This window comes from Pseudoxanthomonas sp. LjRoot206, from assembly GCF_056175725.1.
The window spans coordinates 567,122-588,243 of record NZ_JBGFFI010000003.1; the positions used below are offsets into that span (position 1 = coordinate 567,122).

Annotated in this window: 15 protein-coding genes and 1 riboswitch; of the genes, 5 read left to right on the forward strand and 10 right to left on the reverse strand. The window is 67.9% G+C overall.

Annotated elements, in window-relative coordinates:
* Positions 1 to 103: 103 nt before the first annotated feature.
* The 10 genes from AC04MD_RS11910 to ilvD all read right to left on the reverse strand — a co-directional run bounded on the left by AC04MD_RS11910 (position 104) and on the right by ilvD (position 14,976).
* Positions 104 to 2,962, reverse strand: coding sequence for a TonB-dependent receptor plug domain-containing protein (locus AC04MD_RS11910; RefSeq protein ID WP_475497474.1), 2,859 nt, complete (start codon positions 2,960 to 2,962; stop codon positions 104 to 106).
* A 58-nt stretch (positions 2,963 to 3,020) separates the two neighbouring features.
* Entirely contained in the window at positions 3,021 to 3,929 is a 909-nt protein-coding gene (locus AC04MD_RS11915) for a helix-turn-helix domain-containing protein (RefSeq protein ID WP_475497475.1), read from the reverse strand.
* A gap of 148 nt (positions 3,930 to 4,077) precedes the next feature.
* Positions 4,078 to 6,387 (reverse strand): winged helix-turn-helix domain-containing protein, encoded by a 2,310-nt coding sequence (locus AC04MD_RS11920; protein WP_475497476.1) that lies wholly within the window; start codon positions 6,385 to 6,387, stop codon positions 4,078 to 4,080.
* Between the two features lie 259 nt (positions 6,388 to 6,646).
* On the reverse strand, positions 6,647 to 7,336 hold the full coding sequence (locus AC04MD_RS11925; protein WP_475497477.1) for an ion channel: 690 nt from the start codon (positions 7,334 to 7,336) through the stop codon (positions 6,647 to 6,649).
* A 7-nt stretch (positions 7,337 to 7,343) separates the two neighbouring features.
* A complete protein-coding gene (locus AC04MD_RS11930; protein ID WP_475497478.1) occupies positions 7,344 to 7,511 on the reverse strand; it encodes a hypothetical protein in 168 nt (55 codons plus the stop codon).
* Complete coding sequence (locus tag AC04MD_RS11935; protein ID WP_475497479.1) at positions 7,508 to 8,107, reverse strand: DUF4136 domain-containing protein; 600 nt, start codon at positions 8,105 to 8,107, stop codon at positions 7,508 to 7,510. The genes AC04MD_RS11930 and AC04MD_RS11935 overlap by 4 nt, the downstream gene beginning before the upstream one ends.
* A 94-nt stretch (positions 8,108 to 8,201) precedes the next feature.
* A complete protein-coding gene (thiC, locus tag AC04MD_RS11940) occupies positions 8,202 to 10,088 on the reverse strand; it encodes a phosphomethylpyrimidine synthase ThiC (RefSeq protein WP_475497480.1) in 1,887 nt (628 codons plus the stop codon).
* Positions 10,089 to 10,226: 138 nt separating this feature from the next.
* Positions 10,227 to 10,327: riboswitch (TPP riboswitch) on the reverse strand.
* A 30-nt stretch (positions 10,328 to 10,357) separates the two neighbouring features.
* Entirely contained in the window at positions 10,358 to 12,196 is a 1,839-nt protein-coding gene (locus AC04MD_RS11945; RefSeq protein ID WP_475497481.1) for a methyl-accepting chemotaxis protein, read from the reverse strand.
* A 73-nt stretch (positions 12,197 to 12,269) separates the two neighbouring features.
* Positions 12,270 to 13,133: a phosphate/phosphite/phosphonate ABC transporter substrate-binding protein gene (locus AC04MD_RS11950; RefSeq protein WP_475497482.1), complete on the reverse strand. Its 864-nt coding sequence runs from the start codon at positions 13,131 to 13,133 to the stop codon at positions 12,270 to 12,272.
* Entirely contained in the window at positions 13,123 to 14,976 is a 1,854-nt protein-coding gene (ilvD, locus tag AC04MD_RS11955; RefSeq protein WP_475497483.1) for a dihydroxy-acid dehydratase, read from the reverse strand. The genes AC04MD_RS11950 and ilvD overlap by 11 nt, the downstream gene beginning before the upstream one ends.
* Before the next feature lie 366 nt (positions 14,977 to 15,342).
* Here ilvD and ilvC point away from each other — a divergent pair, with 366 nt between their 5' ends.
* From ilvC to AC04MD_RS11980, 5 genes are all read left to right on the forward strand, one after another.
* Positions 15,343 to 16,350, forward strand: coding sequence for a ketol-acid reductoisomerase (gene ilvC, locus AC04MD_RS11960; RefSeq protein ID WP_475497484.1), 1,008 nt, complete (start codon positions 15,343 to 15,345; stop codon positions 16,348 to 16,350).
* Entirely contained in the window at positions 16,347 to 18,095 is a 1,749-nt protein-coding gene (gene ilvG, locus AC04MD_RS11965) for an acetolactate synthase 2 catalytic subunit (protein ID WP_475497485.1), read from the forward strand. The genes ilvC and ilvG overlap by 4 nt, the downstream gene beginning before the upstream one ends.
* Positions 18,079 to 18,351 carry an ACT domain-containing protein gene (locus AC04MD_RS11970; protein WP_213603225.1) on the forward strand — a complete coding sequence of 91 codons (273 nt, stop codon included), beginning with the start codon at positions 18,079 to 18,081 and terminating at the stop codon, positions 18,349 to 18,351. The genes ilvG and AC04MD_RS11970 overlap by 17 nt, the downstream gene beginning before the upstream one ends.
* Positions 18,352 to 18,423: 72 nt before the next feature.
* Positions 18,424 to 19,557: a threonine dehydratase gene (locus AC04MD_RS11975; protein WP_475497699.1), complete on the forward strand. Its 1,134-nt coding sequence runs from the start codon at positions 18,424 to 18,426 to the stop codon at positions 19,555 to 19,557.
* A complete protein-coding gene (locus AC04MD_RS11980; RefSeq protein WP_475497486.1) occupies positions 19,554 to 21,104 on the forward strand; it encodes a 2-isopropylmalate synthase in 1,551 nt (516 codons plus the stop codon). Before AC04MD_RS11975 ends, AC04MD_RS11980 begins: the two co-directional genes overlap by 4 nt.
* Positions 21,105 to 21,122 lie beyond the last annotated feature (18 nt).

A 21,122-nucleotide genomic window follows, 5' to 3' on the forward strand; every position in this document is an offset into this window, starting at 1 on the left:
ACCGCCTTACGGAGTGCCGAGCGTGCCGGCGAGGGAACCGCGGAACGCACGACGGCCCCTTGCGGGGCCGTCGTGGTCAAGCATCAGGCGACTGATCGGACGATCAGAAGCGCTGGGTGTACTTCACGTACAGGAAGCGGTCGAAGTCGAAACCACCGTAGTAGGCGAAGTCGCTGTGGCGGTACGCGGAGTTCGAGAACATCAGCGGACCCTTGTGGTCGAACACGTTGTTGGCGCCCACCGCGATCGTGGCATTCCACGGCGCGCTGTAGCTGACCTGCATGTCGTGGAACGTGTTGGAGCCCACCTTGCGGATCGCGTCCGGCTCGCCGTTGGCGATGTGGTCGGGTTCCGTGCAGGGACGCGCCGTGACGCAGCTTTCCTTCATGCCCGAGTAGTAACGGGCCGTCCAGTTGACCGCGAACGCACCCAGCGACCAGTCCACGCCCAGGTTCGAGCGCAGGCGGAAGATGCCGGAGTTGCCCACGTTGCCGACGATGATCTTCTCACCGGCCGAGTTCTCGGCTTCTTCGTCGTACACGCTGGTGTAGGACGAGGTCCAGTCGAACGCGATCTTGCCGAACGACTGCTCCGGCAGCGCGTACTTCACGCCCAGGTCGAAGCCTTCGGTTTCCATCGCGCCCAGGTTGGCCAGGCCGTAGAACAGGTTGGTGATGTGGCCATCGTCCGCACGCACGATGCCTTCGCAACGGGCGTTGTTGCCCAGCACGTAGCAGTCGCGCAGGATGCGGTCGACGCTGTCCGAGATGATCATGTTGGTCAGCTCGTAGCGGTACCAGTCCAGCGAGATGTCCAGACCCTGCACCCAGCGCGGCGACCACACCAGGCCCATGGTCTTGCTCTTGGACGTTTCCGGGACCAGCGCCGGGTTGGAGCCCGTGATGAACTGGTCCGGCGTGGCGCACGGATAGGTCGTGCAGGGCACCAGGCCCTGGCCCAGCTGCACGTAGCCCAGCGGGACGCCGGCCGCCGTACAGGCCGCATTGCCGTTGACGCTGTTCACCGCACCGGTGCCGCAGGGATCGGTGTAGTTCTCGAAGCTCGTGCCGATGCCGCCGTACAGGTTGTCGATCGTCGGGGCGCGGAAGCCCTCGGCGTAGGTGCCGCGGACCAGCAGTTCGTCGATCGGACGCCAGGTGAAGCCGAACTTGCTGTTGATCGTGTCGCCGAAGTTGCTGTAGTCGGAGTAGCGGCTGGCCATGTTGATGGTCAGCTCCTTCGCGAACGCCACGTCGGCCAGCAGCGGGATGTTCAGCTCGACGTAGAACTCGTCGACCGAGTAATCACCCTCGGTGGTCGTCGCGCCGAGGCCGGTGCTCTGGCCCGACTGCGCGAACGCGTCCGGCACGAAGCGGCCCTGCTCCTTGCGGTGCTCGACGCCCACCGCGATGCCCAGGTCGCCGGCCGGCAGTTCGAACAGCGAACCGGCCAGGTTGGCGGTGTAGCTGGTGGTGCGGGTCAGGCCGGTGTCGGTGAACCACGGGAACAGGAACTTCTGCAGGTCCGGGTCAGCCAGCGAACCCTGGCCGGCCACGCCGTAGGGCAGCAGCGGGTTCCACGGGCGGCAGTCGCTCAGCGCGACCGGATCGGCCGCGCTGCCGCACTGGGCGACGCCGTCGGCGTTGATGAACGACGGGCCCAGGGCCTGCTCGGAGGCGATCAGGCTCATATCGCCATGCGCACGCTTGGTCGACTGGTTGCGGTTGATCAGCGCACCGACGTCCCAGTCCCAGGTCTTGCCCGCGACTTCGAAGAAGCCCGAGAAGCCACCGGCGAAGCGGTAGGTTTCCAGCTCGCTTTCGGTGGTGCGCGGCACTTCCCACAGGCGACGGCGGAAGGTGGTGTCGCCCGGCATCGGGTTGAACGCGCTGTCGGCCGACAGCGGCGTGCCGAACGCGGCCGACTGGTACGGATAGCCGGCGATCTGCTGCTGGGTGGAGCGGTGGTTGTACAGCACGTCCGCGTTGAACGTGACGTTGTCGGTCACGTCGTAGTTCGCGTTGACGAACACCGAACGTCGCTCGATGCCCGTGGACAGGAACATCTGCTGGTTGGCGTTGGCGTTGTAGTCCGCGGTATGCACCACGTAGTCGGCGCGATTGGCCGGGTTGCCGCCGGCGCGCAGCGTGTACCACACGGCCGATGCGGCCGGGGAGCACGGGTCGCAGAAGGAACCGTTCTGGCTGATCGGGCTCCAGCCCGAACCCGGGTAGTCCGGACCGGCGTTGCCGTCCTTGGAGAACCAGCGGTCGGCGGCGGAGATCGGATCTTCCTTCGAGTATTCGACCGACAGCGTCACGCCGCCACGGTCGCTGGCCGAGCCGACGGTGAACGAATACTGCTTGGTGTCGCCGTCGCCTTCACCGGTCTGGCCGAGGTAGGCCGAGGCTTCGGCGCCTTCGAAGCGCTTGCGGGTGATCACGTTGACCACGCCGGCGATCGCGTCGGAGCCATAGATGGCGGAGGCGCCGTCCTTCAGGACTTCGATGCGGTCGATGGCCGACATCGGGATCTGGCTGAGATCCTGGTAGCCACCGGTGGTGGCGCCCAGGCGGCGGCCGTTGACCAGCACCAGCGTGCGGGTGGCGCCGAGGTTGCGGATGTCGACGTAGTAGCCGCCCACGTTCTCGCCCGAGGCCAGCGCTTCCGAACGCGCGATCGCCGGGGAGCCGGCGGACGTCAGGTTCTGCAGCACGTCGGCGACCGAGGTAAAGCCCTGCTTCTCGATGTCTTCACGCCCGATCGTGATGATCGGCTGCTGCGTTTCCATGTCGGCGCCGCGGATGCGCGAGCCGGTCACTTCAAGGCGATCCAGGGTCGTCGTGCTGGACGCTTCGGTCGTGGCTTCCTGCGCACTGGCGAACGCCGGGATCAATGCGATGGCGATACCGGCCGGCAGCATGCCGACCCGCATCGCGCGACGCGAATTGCGGTGGTTCATTCAATCTCTCCTCAGAGGAACGTGTAGCGTTATGGGCGTGTTAAAACGCCTTGCAAACTTACGTTCCAGTCTTCAACACCGCTTTGCGGCCGCCGCCCGATGACTTTGCCGAGTCTGTCCTCGACGTCATGGTCGCGGAGCGGTAACGGCTGGCCGAGGTGCCGAAGCGGGCGCGGAATGCCCGCGCGAAACTGCAGCAGTTGTCGAAGCCCGATGCGGCCGCGACCTCGCCCACCATCATGGAGGTGCTGCGCAGCAGGTCGGCCGCGTGCTCCAGGCGCAGGCGCGCCGCCGCCGCCTGCGGACTTTCGTCGTACAGGCTGTAGAACGTGCGCGAGAAGTACCAGCTGGAGAAGCTGGTCAGTTCCGCCAGTTCACTGATGCGGACCACGCGGTCGCAATTGCCTTCCAGATAGAGCCGCGCGCGCTGCAGGCGGCCGAACACCTGGCGCTTGCGGGTGCGCGAACGGCCGGGGCAGCGCTGGATGTAGCCGTCGAGTTCCTGCTGGACCGCGGCGAAGTGCAGCAGCAGCGGGCGCAGGGCGTAGGCATCGGTGCCTTCGGCCCCGCGCTCGGAGGCCGCGCGCCACAGCCGCAACATCGTCAGCGCGTCGCGACGGCCCAAGCGCCCGCGTCCTGCATACAACGGACCATCGGCGAAGCGCGCCATCGCCTTCATGCCCTCGCTGTTCAGCACGATGCCGATGCACAGGCCATAGCGATCGCTCTGGACGAGCGGCTTGGAGTCCCGCTCCAGCGCGATCCACTGGCCGCGCCGCAGCCGGAAGCGACCTTCCTTGGCCTCGACCCAGGACGCGCCCCTCAGCTGCACCCAGATCGTGAACAGGTCGCCGCCCGCCTGGGCGCCGCCCAACCGCGACACCGCGATACAGCCGCTCGGGGACGCCCCTTCAGCCGCATCCAGCCGGACCAGCTGGCCCCGGTCGCCCCACCATGTTTGCTCCATCGGTCGTTCCACTTTGCATGACGTGTGGAAGCGATGTGCCGTGTCGGCACGGGAACGGGCAGGAAGTTTGTCGGAAATGTCGACGAAATCTTGCCGAACCCCGATCCGACAAAGTTACGAAAGAAACTTCTTCTTTCGCGTCAGTCGGTTACCAGTAGCCGCCGCCGGGGGACGGCGGCGCGGGATCCAGCGACAGGAAGCCGATGTCGGAGCCGTCGACGACCGCCATTGAGACGTAGGTCACGCGATCGCGCGCATGTGCGCTGAATCCGTTGATGGTGGCGAGGTGGGTCGGCTCCAGGCATCTCGCCGGTGCGTGGGAACGGCCGACGCCGATATGGCGCAGGCTCACGTAGCAGCCGGGAAGCTGCTCCAGGTACTCGATCTGGCCGTCTTCGGTCACCGTCCAGGTCCGGTAGCGCTGGCTGGCGGGCCGGCTGCCGTCGACCTGGCGGATGCTCGACGCCGCCAGCATCAGATCGGATTGCCACAGACCGTCCCGGGCCAGCCGGGTGAACAACACGCGCCCCTGGGCCAGGTCCGGGCGCGCGAACGAGACACCTTCGATGCTGGCCAGGCGGCGCCATGGCGTACTCCGGCGATCGAACAGCACCAGTTGCTGGCCATCGTCCTTGCCGGCGACCACCAGCAGATGGTGCTGGTCGGGCAAGTAAGCGGCGAACAGCAGATCCTCGCGCGGGACCGGCACCGGCAACGCGCGCAGCTGGCCACTGGCCGGCTCCAGCTCGTGCAGCCCGTAGTGGCCACGCACGTCGGTCCCGATCACGAGCAGGCGACGGCTGTCGGCGGACCAGGCCGGCAAATGCCGGGATTCAGGACGGATGCCTTCGATCAGGCGCAGCGACGCCGGCCGCTCCATGTCGGCCCACCACAACCCGAATTCGCCCGAGCGGTCGGAGGTGAACGCGATCTGCCTGCCATCCGGCGCCACCGACGGCAGCGAATCGCGTCCCGTGGACGGGAACAGGCGCTGCAGGGGGCGCGCTTCGCCGTCGCCTGCGGGGGCTTCGCCGATGCGGTAAAGCCCGAACTGCGGCTTGCGCTGCACGAACGCCAGCACGTTCGACTGCGCGGCGATCGCCGGCGCCTGCGCATCCTCGATACCCAGGTCGGTGATATCGCCATCCGACAGCGTCAGGCGGTACAGCCGAGTGTGGCTGTCCACGCGCCGCCCGAATACGATCGCCTTCCCGTCCGGCGTCCAGTCCCAGCCGCGCAACTCGGCACGCTGGTGGGTCAGGCGCTCCGCCTCGCCACCACTGGACGGAATCCTCCACAGGTCGCCCAGCGGCGTGTTGCGGACGAAGGCGATCCACTTGCCGTCCGGCGAGAATCGCGGCGCCGTGTCGACGTCTTCGGCGCTGGCGCCGTAGTCGATCGCGCGCCAACGGCCGGTCGCCAGATCCAGCAGACGCAGGCCGGGCTCGCCATCGCCGCTCATCGGGCTGCTGAACACCAGGCCGTTGCCGTCGGGTGTCCAGTCGAACGTGGGCCGGTTGTCCGGATCGCAAGTACCCAGTACGCGGGGCTCGCCGCCACTCGCCTGCACCGCCATGATCCGGCAATCCTCACCGGGCGACCGGCGCAGGAACGCGACCTCGCGCCCGCTGGGCGACCACTCGGGATTGGTGTCCCACGTGCCCGCAGGGGGGGACGTCAGCGTTCGCGGCTGCGCGGGCTCCGTGGTCTGCACCAGGATGGCCGTGCCCGCCAGCTCCTCGGTCATGCTGGACAGGTACGCAACCTGGGAGCCGTCCGGCGACAGCGTCGGCGACAGCTCGAATCCGGGCGCGGAGGTGATCAGGCGGTAAGGGCGGGGCGCGGGCAGCAACCCCGTCACCTCGTCCTGCACCGCCGACCGCGGCCGTTGCGCGCCCGACCACCACAGCGCCGCCACCGCGCACGCGATCGCCACCACGCCCAGTCCCAGGCCCCAGGCCCAGCGACGGAACAGCAGCGCCTGTCGCGCCGGCGGCACGGCGCTGGCGGACACACTGTCGGCACCGTCGCCGGGCCCAACGTCATCGCGGGTTTCCGGCTCCGTGGATACCGCGGCGGCCGGCGTGCGCGCGTCTTCAGGGTGCGGCAGCCACTCGACCTCGGCCAGCAGGCGATAACCGCTCTTGGCGATGGTCTCGATGTAGCGTGGCCCGTCGCTGCGCTCCCCAAACGCCTTGCGCAGCTGGGTGATGGCCTGGGTGACCACGTCGTTGGTCGGCATCGTGTCCGGCCAGACGGCCGTCAGCAGCGCTTCGCGGGTCACCACCCGCCCCGCGCTGTCCACCAGCACCCGCAGCACGCCCATCGACTTGGGCGTGATGCGCGCGGGCCTGCGCGCACCCGACGCGTGGATTTCACGCAATGGCACGTCAACGAGGCATTCCCCCACCCTCAGGCGATCGCCCGGTGGGTGGGTGGCGGAGTCGGGGGAGTTCATCGGGAGCGAATGCTGCGGGGTCTTCCGGGGTCCGTCATGTGCCTTAATGCCCGGCACTGGTCAGGCCAAGTAATCCGGCAGATTCGGCAAAGTCCAAAGGCAGCACGGGGAAAGCGCACCGTCGCGTCACATTTTACAGTGACCGGCATGCTCCCCCTGAACGGGAGCAGCACAGGCAAACTCTCTCTCCCGCCGACGTCCTACTACACGAGCTCCAGCATTCGCGCCGAAAGGCGCGATTTTTTTGTGCTGGCGACGCTCAGTCCGTCTTGCGTGCGGGCGATTTCAGAACGGTCAGCCCTATCAGCCGCGACACGACCACGGCGATGTACATCACGCCCGCGAACTGCTCCAGCATCACCAGCGCGCGCGCCTGCGGCAGGATCGGCACCACATCGCTCAGGCCCACGCCCGAGAGCAGGCTGAAGCTCAGGAACAGCAGTTCCATCCAGCTTCGCGGCGACTGCGGATCGACCGCGGCGGTGAAACTGCCCGGGTACCACTGCTGGCAGACCGAGAATGCGAAAGCGAAGGCCCACGCCAGCAGGGTGAAGGTGGCGCCGGCAGCGAACAGTTCGTCGCTGCTGACCGAATGGTCCTGCAGCATGTAGGCGATCAGGCTGCCGGCCGTATAGAAATACAGTCCGCTTTCCAGCAGGTGGGCATAGATCCCGAGCGCAGGAAGATCGAACACGGCCGCCGATACCGACAGCGACACCGAGGGGATCGCGAGCGACCAGGCGATCCAGTTGACCGCCGCGCTGCGGTTGACGACCCACAGGGCCAGGGCAAGCACCAGGATGCCGAAGGCGCCGAACAGCGCACGCCCGGCCGGGGTGTCTTCCATCACCGGATACAGCAGGATGCCGGCCAGCTGGACGACGAGCAGGAAGGCGCAGGGGTGCCGCCGCGCCGTCACCATCCAGCGCAACCGGGTCCAAGTGGTCATGCAGGCCTCACTTGAAGTGGTAGACCAGCGCGTAATACACCACGTAGATCCACGACAGCAGGCCATGGATCACCGCCCACAGCAGCGACTTGTTGGCGCTCCACGAAATGGTGATGGCCAGCGCGGTGCCGAAGCCGATACCGGCCCTGGCGATGACGGGACCGCTGCCCTTCACGGCGTCGCCGCCGGCGTGCCGCTGCCCGCGCGGTAGGGATACCGCAGGAAGATCTCAGCGACGGCGGCATCGATCTTGGCATCGCGCGTTTCGGGCTTGTCGCGACCGGCGCGCCCGACCGCCACGCCCGTCCAGACCAGCCGGTTCTGCTTAGCGTCCACCAGGTCCACGTTCAAGGTGCCTTCCGTGTACCTGTAGACATCGGTACGGTCGCGCCACGTGGGTACGGCCACGTAGCGGCGCGCGCGATAGCTGTAGTAGTAGTCGTAGTCGACTTCCGGCGTGTTCACGACGTCGGTCTTTTCCTGCATGTAAGCGTTGAGGTTCACCCACAGGTCCGGTGACTTCTCGTCGTAGACGTAACCGCGCGACTCCATCTGCGTGCGCGCCGCGTTCTTGATGCGGCCACTGGTCAGCGTGGCGTAGCCCTGCCCTTCGATCGCCAGCGGCGAATAGAAGGCGAAGCTGCGGTACTGGCCGAAACTGGCGGATGGATCCACGTCGCTGGTGATGCGCGGGCCGGTGGCGCAGGAGGCCAGCAGGACGACGGCCGCAGCCATCATCCAGCGGCCGGCATTGCAGGCGAAACGGGCCATGATCGTGCTCCTGTCGGGGACGCCGCCATCATGGCGGACGTCCTGTGAACTCTACGGCAGCAGGCCCGGAACGGATGCGACCGCCCCTGCCCGGTCAGCCCTGACGATACACCTGCGCGCCCTGGGCCAGGAACTCCGCCGACTTCTCGGCCATGCCGGCCTCCAGCGCCGCCTGCTCCTCCACGCCATGCTCGGCGGCGTAGTCGCGCACGTCCTGGGTGATCTTCATCGAGCAGAAATGCGGGCCGCACATCGAGCAGAAGTGCGCCAGCTTGTGCGCATCCTTGGGCAGCGTCTCGTCGTGGAACTCCTTCGCCTTCTCAGGATCCAGGCCCAGGTGGAACTGATCCTCCCAGCGGAACTCGAAGCGCGCCTTGCTCAGCGCGTTGTCGCGCACCTGCGCACCCGGATGGCCCTTGGCCAGGTCGGCGGCATGCGCGGCGATCTTGTACGCCATGATGCCGTCGCGCACGTCCTGGCGGTTGGGCAGGCCCAGGTGTTCCTTCGGCGTCACGTAGCAGAGCATCGCGGTGCCATACCAGCCGATCATCGCCGCGCCGATCGCGCTGGTGATGTGGTCGTATCCGGGCGCGATGTCGGTGGTCAGCGGGCCGAGCGTGTAGAACGGCGCTTCGCCGCACTCGCGCAGCTGCTTGTCCATGTTCTCCTTGATCAGCTGCATCGGCACGTGGCCGGGACCTTCGATCATGCACTGCACGTCGTGCTTCCACGCGATCTTGGTCAGCTCGCCCAGCGCCTCCAGTTCGCCGAACTGCGCGGCGTCGTTGGCGTCGGCGATGCAGCCGGGACGCAGGCCGTCGCCCAGCGAGAAGGCCACGTCGTAGGCCTTCATGATTTCGCAGATATCCTCGAAGTGCGTGTAGAGGAAGTTTTCCTTGTGGTGCGCCAGGCACCACTTGGCCATGATCGAGCCACCGCGCGAGACGATACCGGTCACGCGCTTCGCCGTCAGCGGCACGTGGCGCAGCAGCACGCCGGCGTGGATGGTGAAGTAGTCCACGCCCTGTTCGGCCTGTTCGATCAGCGTGTCGCGGAAGATCTCCCAGGTCAGCGCTTCGGCGCGGCCGTCGACCTTTTCCAGCGCCTGGTAGATCGGCACCGTGCCGATCGGCACCGGCGAGTTGCGGATGATCCACTCGCGCGTCTCGTGTATGTGCTTGCCGGTGGACAGGTCCATCACGGTGTCGCCGCCCCAGCGGATCGACCACACCAGCTTTTCGACTTCCTCGGCGATGCCCGACGACACCGCGCTGTTGCCGATGTTGGCGTTGATCTTGGTCAGGAAGTTGCGACCGATGATCATCGGCTCGCTTTCCGGATGGTTGATGTTGTTGGGCAGGATGGCGCGGCCGCGCGCGATCTCGTCGCGCACGAATTCCGGCGTGATGAACGTCTGGATACTGGCGCCGAAGCTCTCGCCCGGATGCTGCGCCAGCAGATGCGCCTCGCGCACCGCGTCCAGCCGCTGGTTCTCGCGGATGGCGACGTATTCCATCTCCGGTGTGACGATGCCGCGGCGCGCGTAATGCATCTGGCTGACGTTGGCGCCGGCCCTGGCGCGGCGCGGCAGGATGCGGCCAGGAAAGCGTACGGCGTCCAGCTTGGGATCATGCTCGCGTGCGCGGCCGAACGTGGAACTCAAGCCGTCGAGCTGTTCGGTATCGCCGCGCTCCTCGATCCACTTCGCCCGCAGCGCCGGCAGGCCGGCGGCCAGATCGATGGTCGCAGCCGGATCGGTATACGGACCGGAGGTGTCATAGACGGTGACCGGCGGATTGTCTTCGCCGCCGAAGATGGTGGGCGTCTGGGTCAGCGCGATCTCGCGCATCGGCACCTGCAGGTCGGGACGCGATCCCTCGACGAAGACCTTGCGCGAGCCCGGGATCGGGCGCGTGACGGATTCGGAGAGCTGGCCGGTCTGCTGCAGCAGGTCGGTGGCGGGCTTGGGAATGGCATTCATCGGCTTCGTCCTTTTTGAATCCTCGCAGGGCTAGTGCGGGGAGTTCGCGCAGTGGGACGCGAGGGGATCGCATCACGGACGAAGCGGCGGCGCGGCGGCGGACGGAGTGCGGGCCCTCGGTGGGCGGCTCGGCAATACGGCGCATCCTGCGAAGCTTCCCTACGCCGGTCTCAACCGGATCAGGTTCGAAGGGTCTGTCTCAATCGCCGGCCGGGCCGGCGATACCCCCGCTTCGGCGAGAATTAGACCACAACACCGGGCCTGCAAGGTCATTCCAGCGTATAGCCCACGCGGAAGCCGCCCCAGTGCCGTTCGCCGACGAACACCGGCACCGACAGGTCGAACATGATCTGGCCGGTGTCGCGCCGGTAGACCTGCAGGCGGTACGGATCGGTATGGGCGCCCACGCTGCGACCGACGCGGTCGGCGAAGAGGCGCTTGGTACGGTTGCCGACCAGGTCCTGCGCGCGGTCGCCGGTCAGCGGCTGGCTGAAACGCAGGTTGTGCGTGGGCACGTAGCCGTCCGGATTGGCGCAGATGGCGAACACGATCCACGGGTGCCGGGCGGCCACGGGTTCCTGCAACGGCGGCAGCAGTTCGTCGCAGAGCGTGTCGAAGGCCGTGGTGAACTTGGCCGGCTCGACGCCGGGGATGGGCGCGTAGTCGCGCGAGAAGAGCGCGTCCTCGTCGATGCGGCCGTGATCCAGCGCCAGCGCCAATGCGTCACCGATCCGTGCGGCGGCATCCTGCGCGAGGTCGCGCACGCGCGCATGACGTCGATGACTCAAGGGATCGTGGGGCAGGCGGAACAGGCCGACGCAATCGCGCAGCGTGTCGGTACCCTGCGCCAGCGCCGTGCCGCGCGCGGCCACCTGGTCCGCATGCTCGAGGTTGCTGCGGCTGAGGGCGGCCACCCGGTCGACGGCCGCATCGATCGCGATGACTTCCTGGTCCTGCGCGGAGACACGCTCGACCACCGACTCCATTGCCTGGCTGGCGCGCGCCAGCAGGTCGCCGATGCCGCCGAGCACCTGTCCGGTGGCTTCGGCCGAGACCGCGCTTTCGTTCAGCGCGCGACCGCTTTCATCCAGGATCACGCGCACGTCGCGCGCGGCCGTCGCGGCCTGTTCGGCCAGGCGGCGGATTTCGGTGGCGACCACGGCGAAGCCGCGCCCGGCAGGACCGGCGCGTGCGGCCTCGATGCTGGCATTGATCGACAGGATATTGGTCTGGAATGCGACCGCGTCGATGACTTCGATGACGTCACCGGCCCGCGCGGAACGACGCTCGACTTCGCGCATCGCCTCGCCGAGTTGCTGCGCGGCCGCCACGCCTTGCCGTGCGCTGGCATCGGCACTGGCGGCGACGGCGATCACTGCCTGCAATTCCTCGCCCGCGCCCTTCAATCCCTGCAGCAGGCGGCGGGTGGCATCGAGCACGGTGTCGAGCGCCGCCACCTGCGCCTGCGACTGCGTCAGCAGTTCGTCGTTATCGCCGACCAGGTGCGGTACTTCCGCCGCCACCTGCACCGACAGCGCCACCGCCTGGCGGATCGCCTCGGCCAGGTTGCCGAAGCCGGCGGCGATCTGCCGCGACAACGGATGCGCGGCCTGTGCATCGGGCAAGGCCAGATCGAGATCGCAGCCACCCAGCAGGCCACCGATGCGTTCCAGCAGCGCACGCTCGGTCGCGGCATCGGCCAGGCGTTGCGCGACATCGCGCAGGGCCGGGGCCATGGCGACGGAGATTTCGCCCTGCGCCAGACGCGCGGTGTCGCGCAGCAGGGCGGCGGTTTCCGGATGCGGCAGCGACAGCAGCCAGCCCTCGCCATCGCGGTCGGCCTGGTAACGGATGCGGCGGGCGGGATCGTTGCCGGGCGCGCACCAGCTACCCTCTTCGTCGTTCAGCACCTGGGCCGGCAGGCCCCACAGCTGCTCGCAGGGTTGGCCCAACAACGCATCCGGCGACAAGGCGAGCAGATCCCAGGCGGCGCGATTGGCGGCCATCACGCGGGCGGCTGCGTCCAGGCGCACCAGCCCCACCGGTGCGTCCGGCAGGGTGCCTTCAACGGCCGCGCTGCCGGCCTGCCTGTCTTCGATCGCTGCCATATCCCCTCCTCCGTCTATCGGTAACGGCCGGAGAAGAAGTGAGTTGAGCGGCCTGTTCAGGCGGGACCGGCGCTCAGTCCTGGGCCAATGCCACGTCGGACAGGCGGGCAACGTCGGCGGGAACGAAGACGGTGGCATTGCCGAATTCGGGCCAGCCCACGCGCAGGGCCGCGATCACGGCCGGATCTTCCCGGTGCGCCTCCAATAGCCAGGCGGCCATGGCTTGGCACGGGACGTCGGTCGTCGCGTGGCACACCAACGGCCCGGGCGGGATCGGATCGGAGCGCCACAGTTCGTGGATGCCATCGGGACGCGACGCGTCGTAGACATCGCCCGCCAACGCCGCCACATCGGCACGCCCCGTGACGATGGCCTGCAAGGCGGCCGCGTGCGAGCCCGAATAGACCACCGACGCGAATGCCTTCGCCGGATCCAGCGCCTGGCTGCGCAGATATTGCACCGGCACGAAACCGCCGGATGCGGAGTCGCGACCGACCATCGCCAGCCGCAAGCTGCCGGCCTTCGCTTTGACCTCGGCGAGCGATGCGACATCGCGCGCCACCAGCACCGCACGGTAGCGATCCGCCTGCAACGCCGGCACCTGCGGTACCGGCAAGGTGGTGACCTTCGCGACGTCGCGCCGTGCCTGCAGGTAACCATGCAGGTTGGGCACCGCGACATCGACCTGACCGTCGCGCATCGCCTGCACCAGTGCCGTCGGTGAGGGGAACAGCTTCACCTGCACCGGATGGCGGCCGCGCTTCGCCAGGTAGTCGGCGAGCGGCTGGATCGCGGCGAGGCGATCGCGCTCGGGATAGGCGTAGGTGGCGACCACCCACGGCGTGCGCTGCGCTTCCTCCGCGCAGACCGGAAGGACGAGCAATGCGAACAGCAGAGCCAGAGCGGCGCGAAGGCGTATCCGCCTGTCAGACGCCATCGAGCATCGCCTTGTCGCGCACCGCGCCCTTGTCGGCACTGGTGGCGAGCAGGGCATACGCCTTCAGGGCGGTACTGACCTTGCGCGGACGCGGCAGCACCGGCTTCCAGCCCTTCGCGTCCTGGGCGACACGGCGCTCGGCGAGTTCCTCGTCGGAGACCAGCAAGGCGATCGAGCGTTGTGGGATATCGATGCGGATGCGGTCGCCGTCGCGCACCAGGCCGATCGCGCCACCGGCCGCCGCTTCCGGCGACGCATGGCCGATCGACAGGCCGGAGGTACCGCCTGAGAAGCGGCCATCGGTCAGCAGCGCGCACTGTTTGCCGAGGCCTTTCGACTTCAGGTAACTGGTCGGGTACAGCATTTCCTGCATGCCCGGACCGCCTTTCGGACCTTCGTAGCGGATCACGACGACATCGCCCGCCTTCACCGCGTCGCCGAGGATGCCGGCCACGGCCGCATCCTGGCTTTCGTACACGCGGGCGCTGCCCTCGAAGACATGGATCGATTCGTCCACGCCAGCCGTCTTCACCACGCAGCCATCGATCGCGATATTGCCGTACAGCACGGCCAGGCCGCCCTCCTGCGAGAACGCATGCCCGACACTGCGGATGCAGCCCTCGGCACGGTCGGTGTCCAGCGACGGCCAGCGCGTGGCCTGGCTGAAGGCGACCTGGGTCGGAATGCCGGCCGGGCCCGCTTTGTAGAACGTGTGCACGGCCTCGTCCTCGACCGTGGCGACATCCCACTTCGCGATCGCCTCGCCCAGCGTTTTCGCATGCACGGTCGCGACCCCGGTATGCAGCAGGCCGCCGCGCGCCAGTTCACCGAGGATCGCCATGATGCCGCCGGCGCGATGCACGTCCTCGATGTGGTACTTCTGCGTGTTCGGCGCCACCTTGCACAGTTGCGGCACGCGCCGCGACAGGCGGTCGATGTCGCGCATGTCGAACGGCACTTCGCCTTCCTGCGCCGCGGCGAGCAGGTGCAGGATGGTATTGGTGGACCCGCCCATCGCGATGTCCAGCGTCATCGCGTTCTCGAACGCTTCGAACGTGGCGATGCCGCGCGGCAGCGCCGACGCGTCCTCGCCGCCGTACCAGCGATGGCAGAGCTCCACCGCTACCACGCCGGCGCGCTTGAACATCTGCTCGCGGTCGGCATGCGTCGCCACGACGGTGCCGTTGCCCGGCAGCGACAGGCCCAGCGCCTCGGTCAGGCAGTTCATCGAGTTGGCGGTGAACATGCCGCTGCACGAGCCGCACGTGGGGCATGCGCTGCGCTCGACGGCGGCGACGTCCTCATCGGACACGTTCGGGTCGGCCGCCATCACCATCGCATCGACCAGATCGAGCTTCTGCTCGGGCTTGTGGTCGGCGAGGCGCGTCTTGCCGGCTTCCATCGGGCCACCGGACACGAACACAGTCGGGATGTTCAGCCGCAGCGCGGCCATCAGCATGCCGGGGGTGATCTTGTCGCAGTTGGAGATGCACACCAGCGCGTCGGCGCAATGCGCGTTGACCATGTACTCCACGGAGTCGGCGATGATCTCGCGCGACGGCAGCGAGTACAGCATGCCGTCGTGGCCCATCGCGATGCCGTCGTCGACGGCGATGGTGTCGAACTCCTTCGCCACGCCGCCGACACGCTCGATCTCGCGCGCCACCAACTGGCCGAGGTCCTTGAGGTGCACATGGCCCGGCACGAATTGGGTGAACGAGTTGGCGATGGCGACGATCGGCTTGTGGAAGTCCTCGTCCTTCATGCCGGTGGCGCGCCACAGCGCGCGGGCACCGGCCATGTTGCGGCCGTGGGTGGAGGTCTTGGAGCGGTACTCGGGCATGAAAACGGATGTGCTGCGACTGCGTGGAAAGGCAGGATTCTGCGGCGTTTTCTCGGTTTCAGTTGCAACCATCTCGACTGAAATCATCCGATCGTCGAAAAGATTCCGAAACCGCTTGACACAATTTGAAGCGGCATGTTTCTCTTGCCGCATGTTGCAGCGCCACACACCCACGACGACCGACCCGACCGCATTCGCTGCGGCGCCCGTCCTCGTACTCGTCCTTATTACCTCGCCCACAACTGCGGGACGGACCGGCGTGTAAGCAGCAAGCAACGCCAGATTCGCAAAACCCCGCACTGAGAAGTGCGGGGTTTTTTGTTTAAGAGCCTTCGATTCCACCTCAACCCTCAGGAAATCCGCGCCATGACCACCGCCAACGCCCTCCCGCATCCCACGATCGCCGTCATCGGTTACGGCAGCCAGGGCCGCGCGCACGCGCTGAACCTGCGCGACTCCGGTTTCGACGTCGTCGTCGGCCTGCGCCCGGGCGGTCCGACCGAAGTGAAGGCCAAGGCCGACGGTTTCGTGGTCAAGGCGCCGGCCGACGCGGTGAAGGACGCCGACCTGGTCGCCGTGCTGACGCCGGACATGGTGCAGAAGAAACTCTACGCCGACGTACTGGCGCCGAACATGAAGCAGGGCGCGGTACTGCTGTTCGCGCACGGCCTCAACGTCCACTTCGGCATGATCGAGCCGCGCGCCGACCTGGACGTGGTGCTGGTCGCGCCGAAGGGCCCGGGCGCGCTGGTCCGCCGCGAGTACGAGATCGGCCGCGGCGTGCCCTGCATCTACGCCGTGCACCAGGACAAGAGCGGCAAGGCCGAAAAGTTCGCGCTGGCGTACGCCGGCGGCCTGGGCGGTGCGCGCGCCAACATCATCTCGACCACCTTCAAGGAAGAGACCGAGACCGATCTGTTCGGCGAGCAGGCCGTGCTGTGCGGCGGCGCGTCCTCGCTGGTGCAGGCCGGCTTCGAAACGCTGGTGGAAGCCGGCTACCAGCCGGAGATCGCCTACTACGAAGTGCTGCACGAGCTGAAGCTGATCGTCGACCTGTTCTACGAAGGCGGCATCACCCGCATGCTGGAATTCATCTCCGAGACCGCGCAGTACGGCGATTTCGTCAGCGGCCCGCGCGTCATCGACGCCAGCGTCAAGGCGCGCATGAAGGATGTGCTGACCGACATCCAGAACGGCACCTTCACCCGCAACTGGCAGGCCGAGTACGACGCCGGCCTGCCGAACTACAAGAAGTTCCAGCAGGCCGACAAGGACCACCCGATCGAGAAGGTCGGCAAGGAACTGCGCGCGAAGATGGTGTGGCTGCAGGCCAATGCCGCGCAACCCGATACAGACGAGCAGGCCGCCGCATGAACGCCGCCGCGGCCACTGCCCCACGCAATGGCGCCCGCTGGCTGGCCCACGCCCTGGAAATGGAGGGCGTGGACACGCTGTTCGGCTATCCGGGCGGCACCATCATGCCGTTCTACGACGCGCTGGTGGATTCCAACCTGAAGCACATCCTGGTGCGCCATGAGCAGGGCGCGGCACTGGCCGCGAACGGCTACGCCCGCGCCAGCGGCAAGGTCGGCGTGTGCGTGGCCACCTCCGGCCCCGGCGCGTCGAATCTGGTGACCGGCATCGCCGACGCGATGCTGGACTCGGTGCCGATGGTCTGCCTGACCGGCCAGGTCGCCACCACGCTGATGGGCACCGACGCGTTCCAGGAACTGGACGTGTTCGGCCTGACCCTGCCGATCGTGAAGCACAGCTTCGTCGCCCGGCGCGTGGACGATCTGCCCGAGGTGGTGCGCGAGGCTTTCCGCATCGCACGCGAGGGCCGTCCCGGTCCGGTGCTGATCGACCTGCCGAAGGACGTGCAGATGTCCGACGCCTCGCACCTGCCCGACCACGTGCCCGCCAGCGTCGATCCGGTGCCCGCGCCGGAAGACGCGAGGCTGGCCGACGCGCTGGCGGCGATCGCCGGCGCCGAGAAGCCGGTGATCTACGGTGGCGGCGGCATCGGCATCGCCGATGCAGTGGATGCGTTCCGCCAGTTCGTCGATGCCACGAAGATTCCCACCGTGCTGACGCTGCGCGGCCTGGGCGCCCTGCCCGCCAACCACCCGCATTATTTGGGCATGCTGGGCATGCACGGCACGCGCGCGGCCAACATGGCGGTGCAGGAATCCGACCTGCTGATCGTGGTCGGCGCCCGCTTCGACGACCGCGCCACCGGCAAGCTGGCCGAGTTCGCGCCATTCGCGCGCGTGCTGCACATCGATGCCGATGCCTACGAGATCGGCAAGCTGCGCACCGCCGACATCGCGGTGCCCGGCGATGTCGGCGCCAGCCTGCGTGCGCTGGGTGCGGCCCGCAGCACCTGCGACGAGTGGCGCAAGCGCTGCATGGGCAACCGCGAGCGTTTCGGCTTCCGCTACGACGCGCCCGGCACCGACATCTATGCGCCCGGCCTGCTGAAGCGGCTGAGCGAAGTGGCGCCGGCCGACGCGATCATCGCGTGCGACGTGGGCCAGCACCAGATGTGGGTGGCGCAGCACTGCAAGTTCACCCATCCGCGCAACCACCTGACCAGCGGCGCGCTGGGCACGATGGGCTTCGGCCTGCCGGCGGCGATGGGCGCGCAGTTCGCCTGCCCCGACCGCACCGTCGTCCTGGTCAACGGCGATGGCGGCTTCATGATGAACGTGCAGGAGCTGGCCACCATCGCCCGCTGCAAGCTGCCGGTGAAGATCGTGCTGATCGACAACAGCGCGCTGGGCATGGTGCGGCAATGGCAGGAACTGTTCTTCGCCGAGCGCTACAGCGAGATCGACCTGTCCGACAACCCGGACTTCGCCGCGCTGGCGCGCGTGTTCGGCATCCCGGCCCGCCATATCGATGCGCGCGACGAAATCGAGGATGCGCTGGCCGACCTGCTGGCCCAGCCCGGCCCCGCCCTGCTGCACGTCACCATCGACATCAAGGCGAACGTCTGGCCGCTGGTGCCACCGAACCATGCCAACAGCTCGATGCTGGATGCCAATCCCGCGAAACCATCCGCCGAGCCGGCCGTCGCGGCCGACGGCCCGGAGAAGAAGAATGCGTTACCGGCTTGAACTCAAGCTCAAACCTGCCGAGGGCGCGCTGCTGCGCGTGCTGGGCATGATCGAGCGCCGTGGCTTTCCGCCCCACGCGGTGCACGCGACGCACGACAGCGAAGGCTACTGGGCGCTGGCGCTGGTGATCGACAGCACCCGTGCGCCGGAAACCCTGCGCCAGCAACTGCTGAAGATCTACGACGTCGAGGAGCTGTCCTTCAGCGCCGTGCAGGAACTGAGCCGGGACCGTCGCCCGCAGGACCGCGCCGCATGAAGACCGCACCCGCCGACGCGGACGTTGCGGTACGGAGGCGTCTTCTTCGACATCAGCCGTTCGCGTGCCGCGATGCCTGATGCCGGTCGCGCCCCCGCCAGCAACGAACCGGACGTAGGCGACGTCGTCGTCACCGTGGCCGACGTGCTGGCGGCGCAGGCGCGGCTGCGCCGTTACCTGCCGCCCACGCCGCTGCACCATGCCGAACGCTTCGGCGTGATGCTGAAGCTGGAGAACCTGCAGCGCACCGGCTCGTACAAGGTGCGTGGCGCCCTGAACGCCCTGCTGGCCGCGCGCGAGCGCGGCGACCATCGCCCGGTGATCGCCGCCTCCGCCGGCAACCACGCGCAGGGCCTGGCGTGGGCCGCCTACCGGCTGGGCGTGCAGGCCATCACGGTGATGCCGCACGGCGCGCCGGCCACCAAGATCGCCGGCGTCGCCCACTGGGGCGCCACCGTGCGCCAGCATGGCAACAGCTACGACGAAGCCTTCGCGTTCGCCAAGGAACTGGCGGAACAGAACGGCTACCGCTTCCTGTCCGCCTTCGACGATCCGGACGTGATCGCCGGCCAGGGCACGGTCGGCATCGAGATCGCACCGCATGCGCCGGACGTGGTCATCGTCCCGATCGGCGGCGGCGGCCTGGCCTCCGGCGTCGCGCTGGCCTTGAAGTCGCAGGGTGTGCGCGTCGTCGGTGCGCAGGTCGAAGGCGTGGATTCGATGATCCGGGCGATGAAGGGCGACGTCTCCGCCATCGACCCGGTCGCCTCGCTCGCCGATGGCGTGCGGGTCAAGGTGCCCGGCTTCATCACCCGCCGCCTGTGCACGCAGTTGCTGGACGATGTCGTCACGGTGCGCGAAGCCGAGCTGCGCGAGACGCTGGTGCGGCTTGCGCTGGAAGAGAACCTGATCGCCGAGGGCGCGGGCGCGCTGGCACTGGCCGCTGGCCGTCGCGTCGCCGGCAAGCGCAAGTGCGCCGTCGTCTCGGGCGGCAACATCGATGCGATGGTGCTCGCCCAGCTGCTGTCCGACGTGCGCCCGCGCGCGCCGCGCAAGCCTCGCCGCCGCAGCGTCGACGGCGACCCTTCGCTTGCCACCGGCCGTGCGCCCAGCCGCGCGGCCGCCAAATCCCCCATCAAGACCGGCGTGCGCCGTATCGCGGTTGCCGCCACGGAAACAGAAGTACACGAGGAATCCATCTGGTGAACACGACCATTACCCCCCCCGCGCAGATCCGAATTTTCGACACCACCCTGCGCGACGGCGAGCAATCCCCCGGCTGCAGCATGACGCCGCAGCAGAAGCTGGTGATGGCGCGCGGCCTGGCCGACCTGGGCGTGGACATCATCGAGACCGGCTTCCCCGCCAGCTCGCAGTCCGATCGCGAGGCGCATGCACTGATCGCGCGCGAGCTGCGCGAGACCACGCTGGCGGTGCTGTCGCGCTGCCTGCCCGGCGACATCGAGACCTCGCTGCACACGCTGTCGTCCTCCGCGAAGCCGCGCCTGCACCTGTTCCTGTCCACCAGCCCGCTGCACCGCGAGCACAAGCTGCGCATGAGCCGCGAGCAGGTGTTGCAGTCGATCGACACGCACGTGCGGCTGGCGCGCGGCCATGTTGACGAGATCGAGTTCTCGGCCGAGGATGCGACCCGCACCGAAGAGGATTTCCTGCACCAGGCCATCGCCACCGCCATCGCCGCCGGCGCCACCACCATCAACCTGCCGGACACGGTGGGTTTCACCACGCCGGAGGAAATCCGCAGCATGTTTGAGCGCGCGATCACCAAGGTCGCCGGCGCCGACAAGGTGGTCTTCAGCGCGCACTGCCATAACGACCTGGGCCTGGCCGTGGCCAACTCGCTGGCCGCGATCGAAGGCGGCGCGCGGCAGGTGGAAGGCTCGATCAACGGCATCGGCGAACGCGCCGGCAATTGCGCCATCGAAGAACTGGTGATGGCGCTGAAAGTGCGCAAGGCGTTCTACAACCTGGACACGCGCATCGACACGCAGCGCATCGTGCCGACCTCCCAACTGCTGTCGCGCCTGGTCGGCATGCCGGTCCAGCGCAACAAGGCCATCGTCGGCGCCAACGCCTTCGCGCACGAATCCGGCATCCACCAGCACGGCATGCTGCGCCATCGCGGTACCTACGAGATCATGCAGCCGCAGGACGTCGGCTGGCCGTCGTCGCAGATGGTGCTGGGCCGCCACAGCGGCCGCGCCGCGGTCGAGCAGCGCCTGCGCGCGCTGGGCTATCTGCTGGAGGAGGACGAACTGGTCCTGGTGTTCGAACAGTTCAAGGCCCTGTGCGAGAAGCAGCGGGTGGTCGACGACGACGACCTGCAGACCCTGATGCAGGACGCCCCCGTCAGCGAGGGCTACCGACTGTCGTCGATGACGATCAGCGACGTGGGCAGCCGCGCCAACGCGTTGGTCGAACTGTCGGACCCGGACGGCAACCGCATTTCCGAGACTGCGCAGGGCAACGGCCCGGTCGACGCGCTGTTCGGCGCCCTGTCGGCCGCCACCGGCGTGCAGCTGCAGCTGGAGAGCTACCAGGTGCACAGCGTCGGCATCGGCGCCGACGCGCGCGGCGAAGCCAGCCTGTCGGTACGCTGCGACGGCGATGAGTACGAAGGTACCGGCACCAGCAAGGACATCATCGAGGCCAGCGCCCTGGCCTGGCTGGACGTGGCCAACCGGCTGCTGCGCCAGCGCCGTGTCGAGCAGCAGGAAGCAGCGGCCGCTTGAGTAGCAGGAGTGAGTGGA

Coding starts and splice junctions, on each gene's coding strand:
- AC04MD_RS11910 (WP_475497474.1), bottom strand. CDS start 2,962: ATGAACCACCGCAATTCGCGTCGCGCGATGCGGGTCGGCATGCTGCCG.
- AC04MD_RS11915 (WP_475497475.1), bottom strand. CDS start 3,929: ATGGAGCAAACATGGTGGGGCGACCGGGGCCAGCTGGTCCGGCTGGAT.
- AC04MD_RS11920 (WP_475497476.1), bottom strand. CDS start 6,387: ATGAACTCCCCCGACTCCGCCACCCACCCACCGGGCGATCGCCTGAGG.
- AC04MD_RS11925 (WP_475497477.1), bottom strand. CDS start 7,336: ATGACCACTTGGACCCGGTTGCGCTGGATGGTGACGGCGCGGCGGCAC.
- AC04MD_RS11935 (WP_475497479.1), bottom strand. CDS start 8,107: ATGGCCCGTTTCGCCTGCAATGCCGGCCGCTGGATGATGGCTGCGGCC.
- thiC (WP_475497480.1), bottom strand. CDS start 10,088: ATGAATGCCATTCCCAAGCCCGCCACCGACCTGCTGCAGCAGACCGGC.
- AC04MD_RS11945 (WP_475497481.1), bottom strand. CDS start 12,196: ATGGCAGCGATCGAAGACAGGCAGGCCGGCAGCGCGGCCGTTGAAGGC.
- AC04MD_RS11950 (WP_475497482.1), bottom strand. CDS start 13,133: ATGGCGTCTGACAGGCGGATACGCCTTCGCGCCGCTCTGGCTCTGCTG.
- ilvD (WP_475497483.1), bottom strand. CDS start 14,976: ATGCCCGAGTACCGCTCCAAGACCTCCACCCACGGCCGCAACATGGCC.
- ilvC (WP_475497484.1), top strand. CDS start 15,343: ATGACCACCGCCAACGCCCTCCCGCATCCCACGATCGCCGTCATCGGT.
- ilvG (WP_475497485.1), top strand. CDS start 16,347: ATGAACGCCGCCGCGGCCACTGCCCCACGCAATGGCGCCCGCTGGCTG.
- AC04MD_RS11970 (WP_213603225.1), top strand. CDS start 18,079: ATGCGTTACCGGCTTGAACTCAAGCTCAAACCTGCCGAGGGCGCGCTG.
- AC04MD_RS11975 (WP_475497699.1), top strand. CDS start 18,424: ATGCCTGATGCCGGTCGCGCCCCCGCCAGCAACGAACCGGACGTAGGC.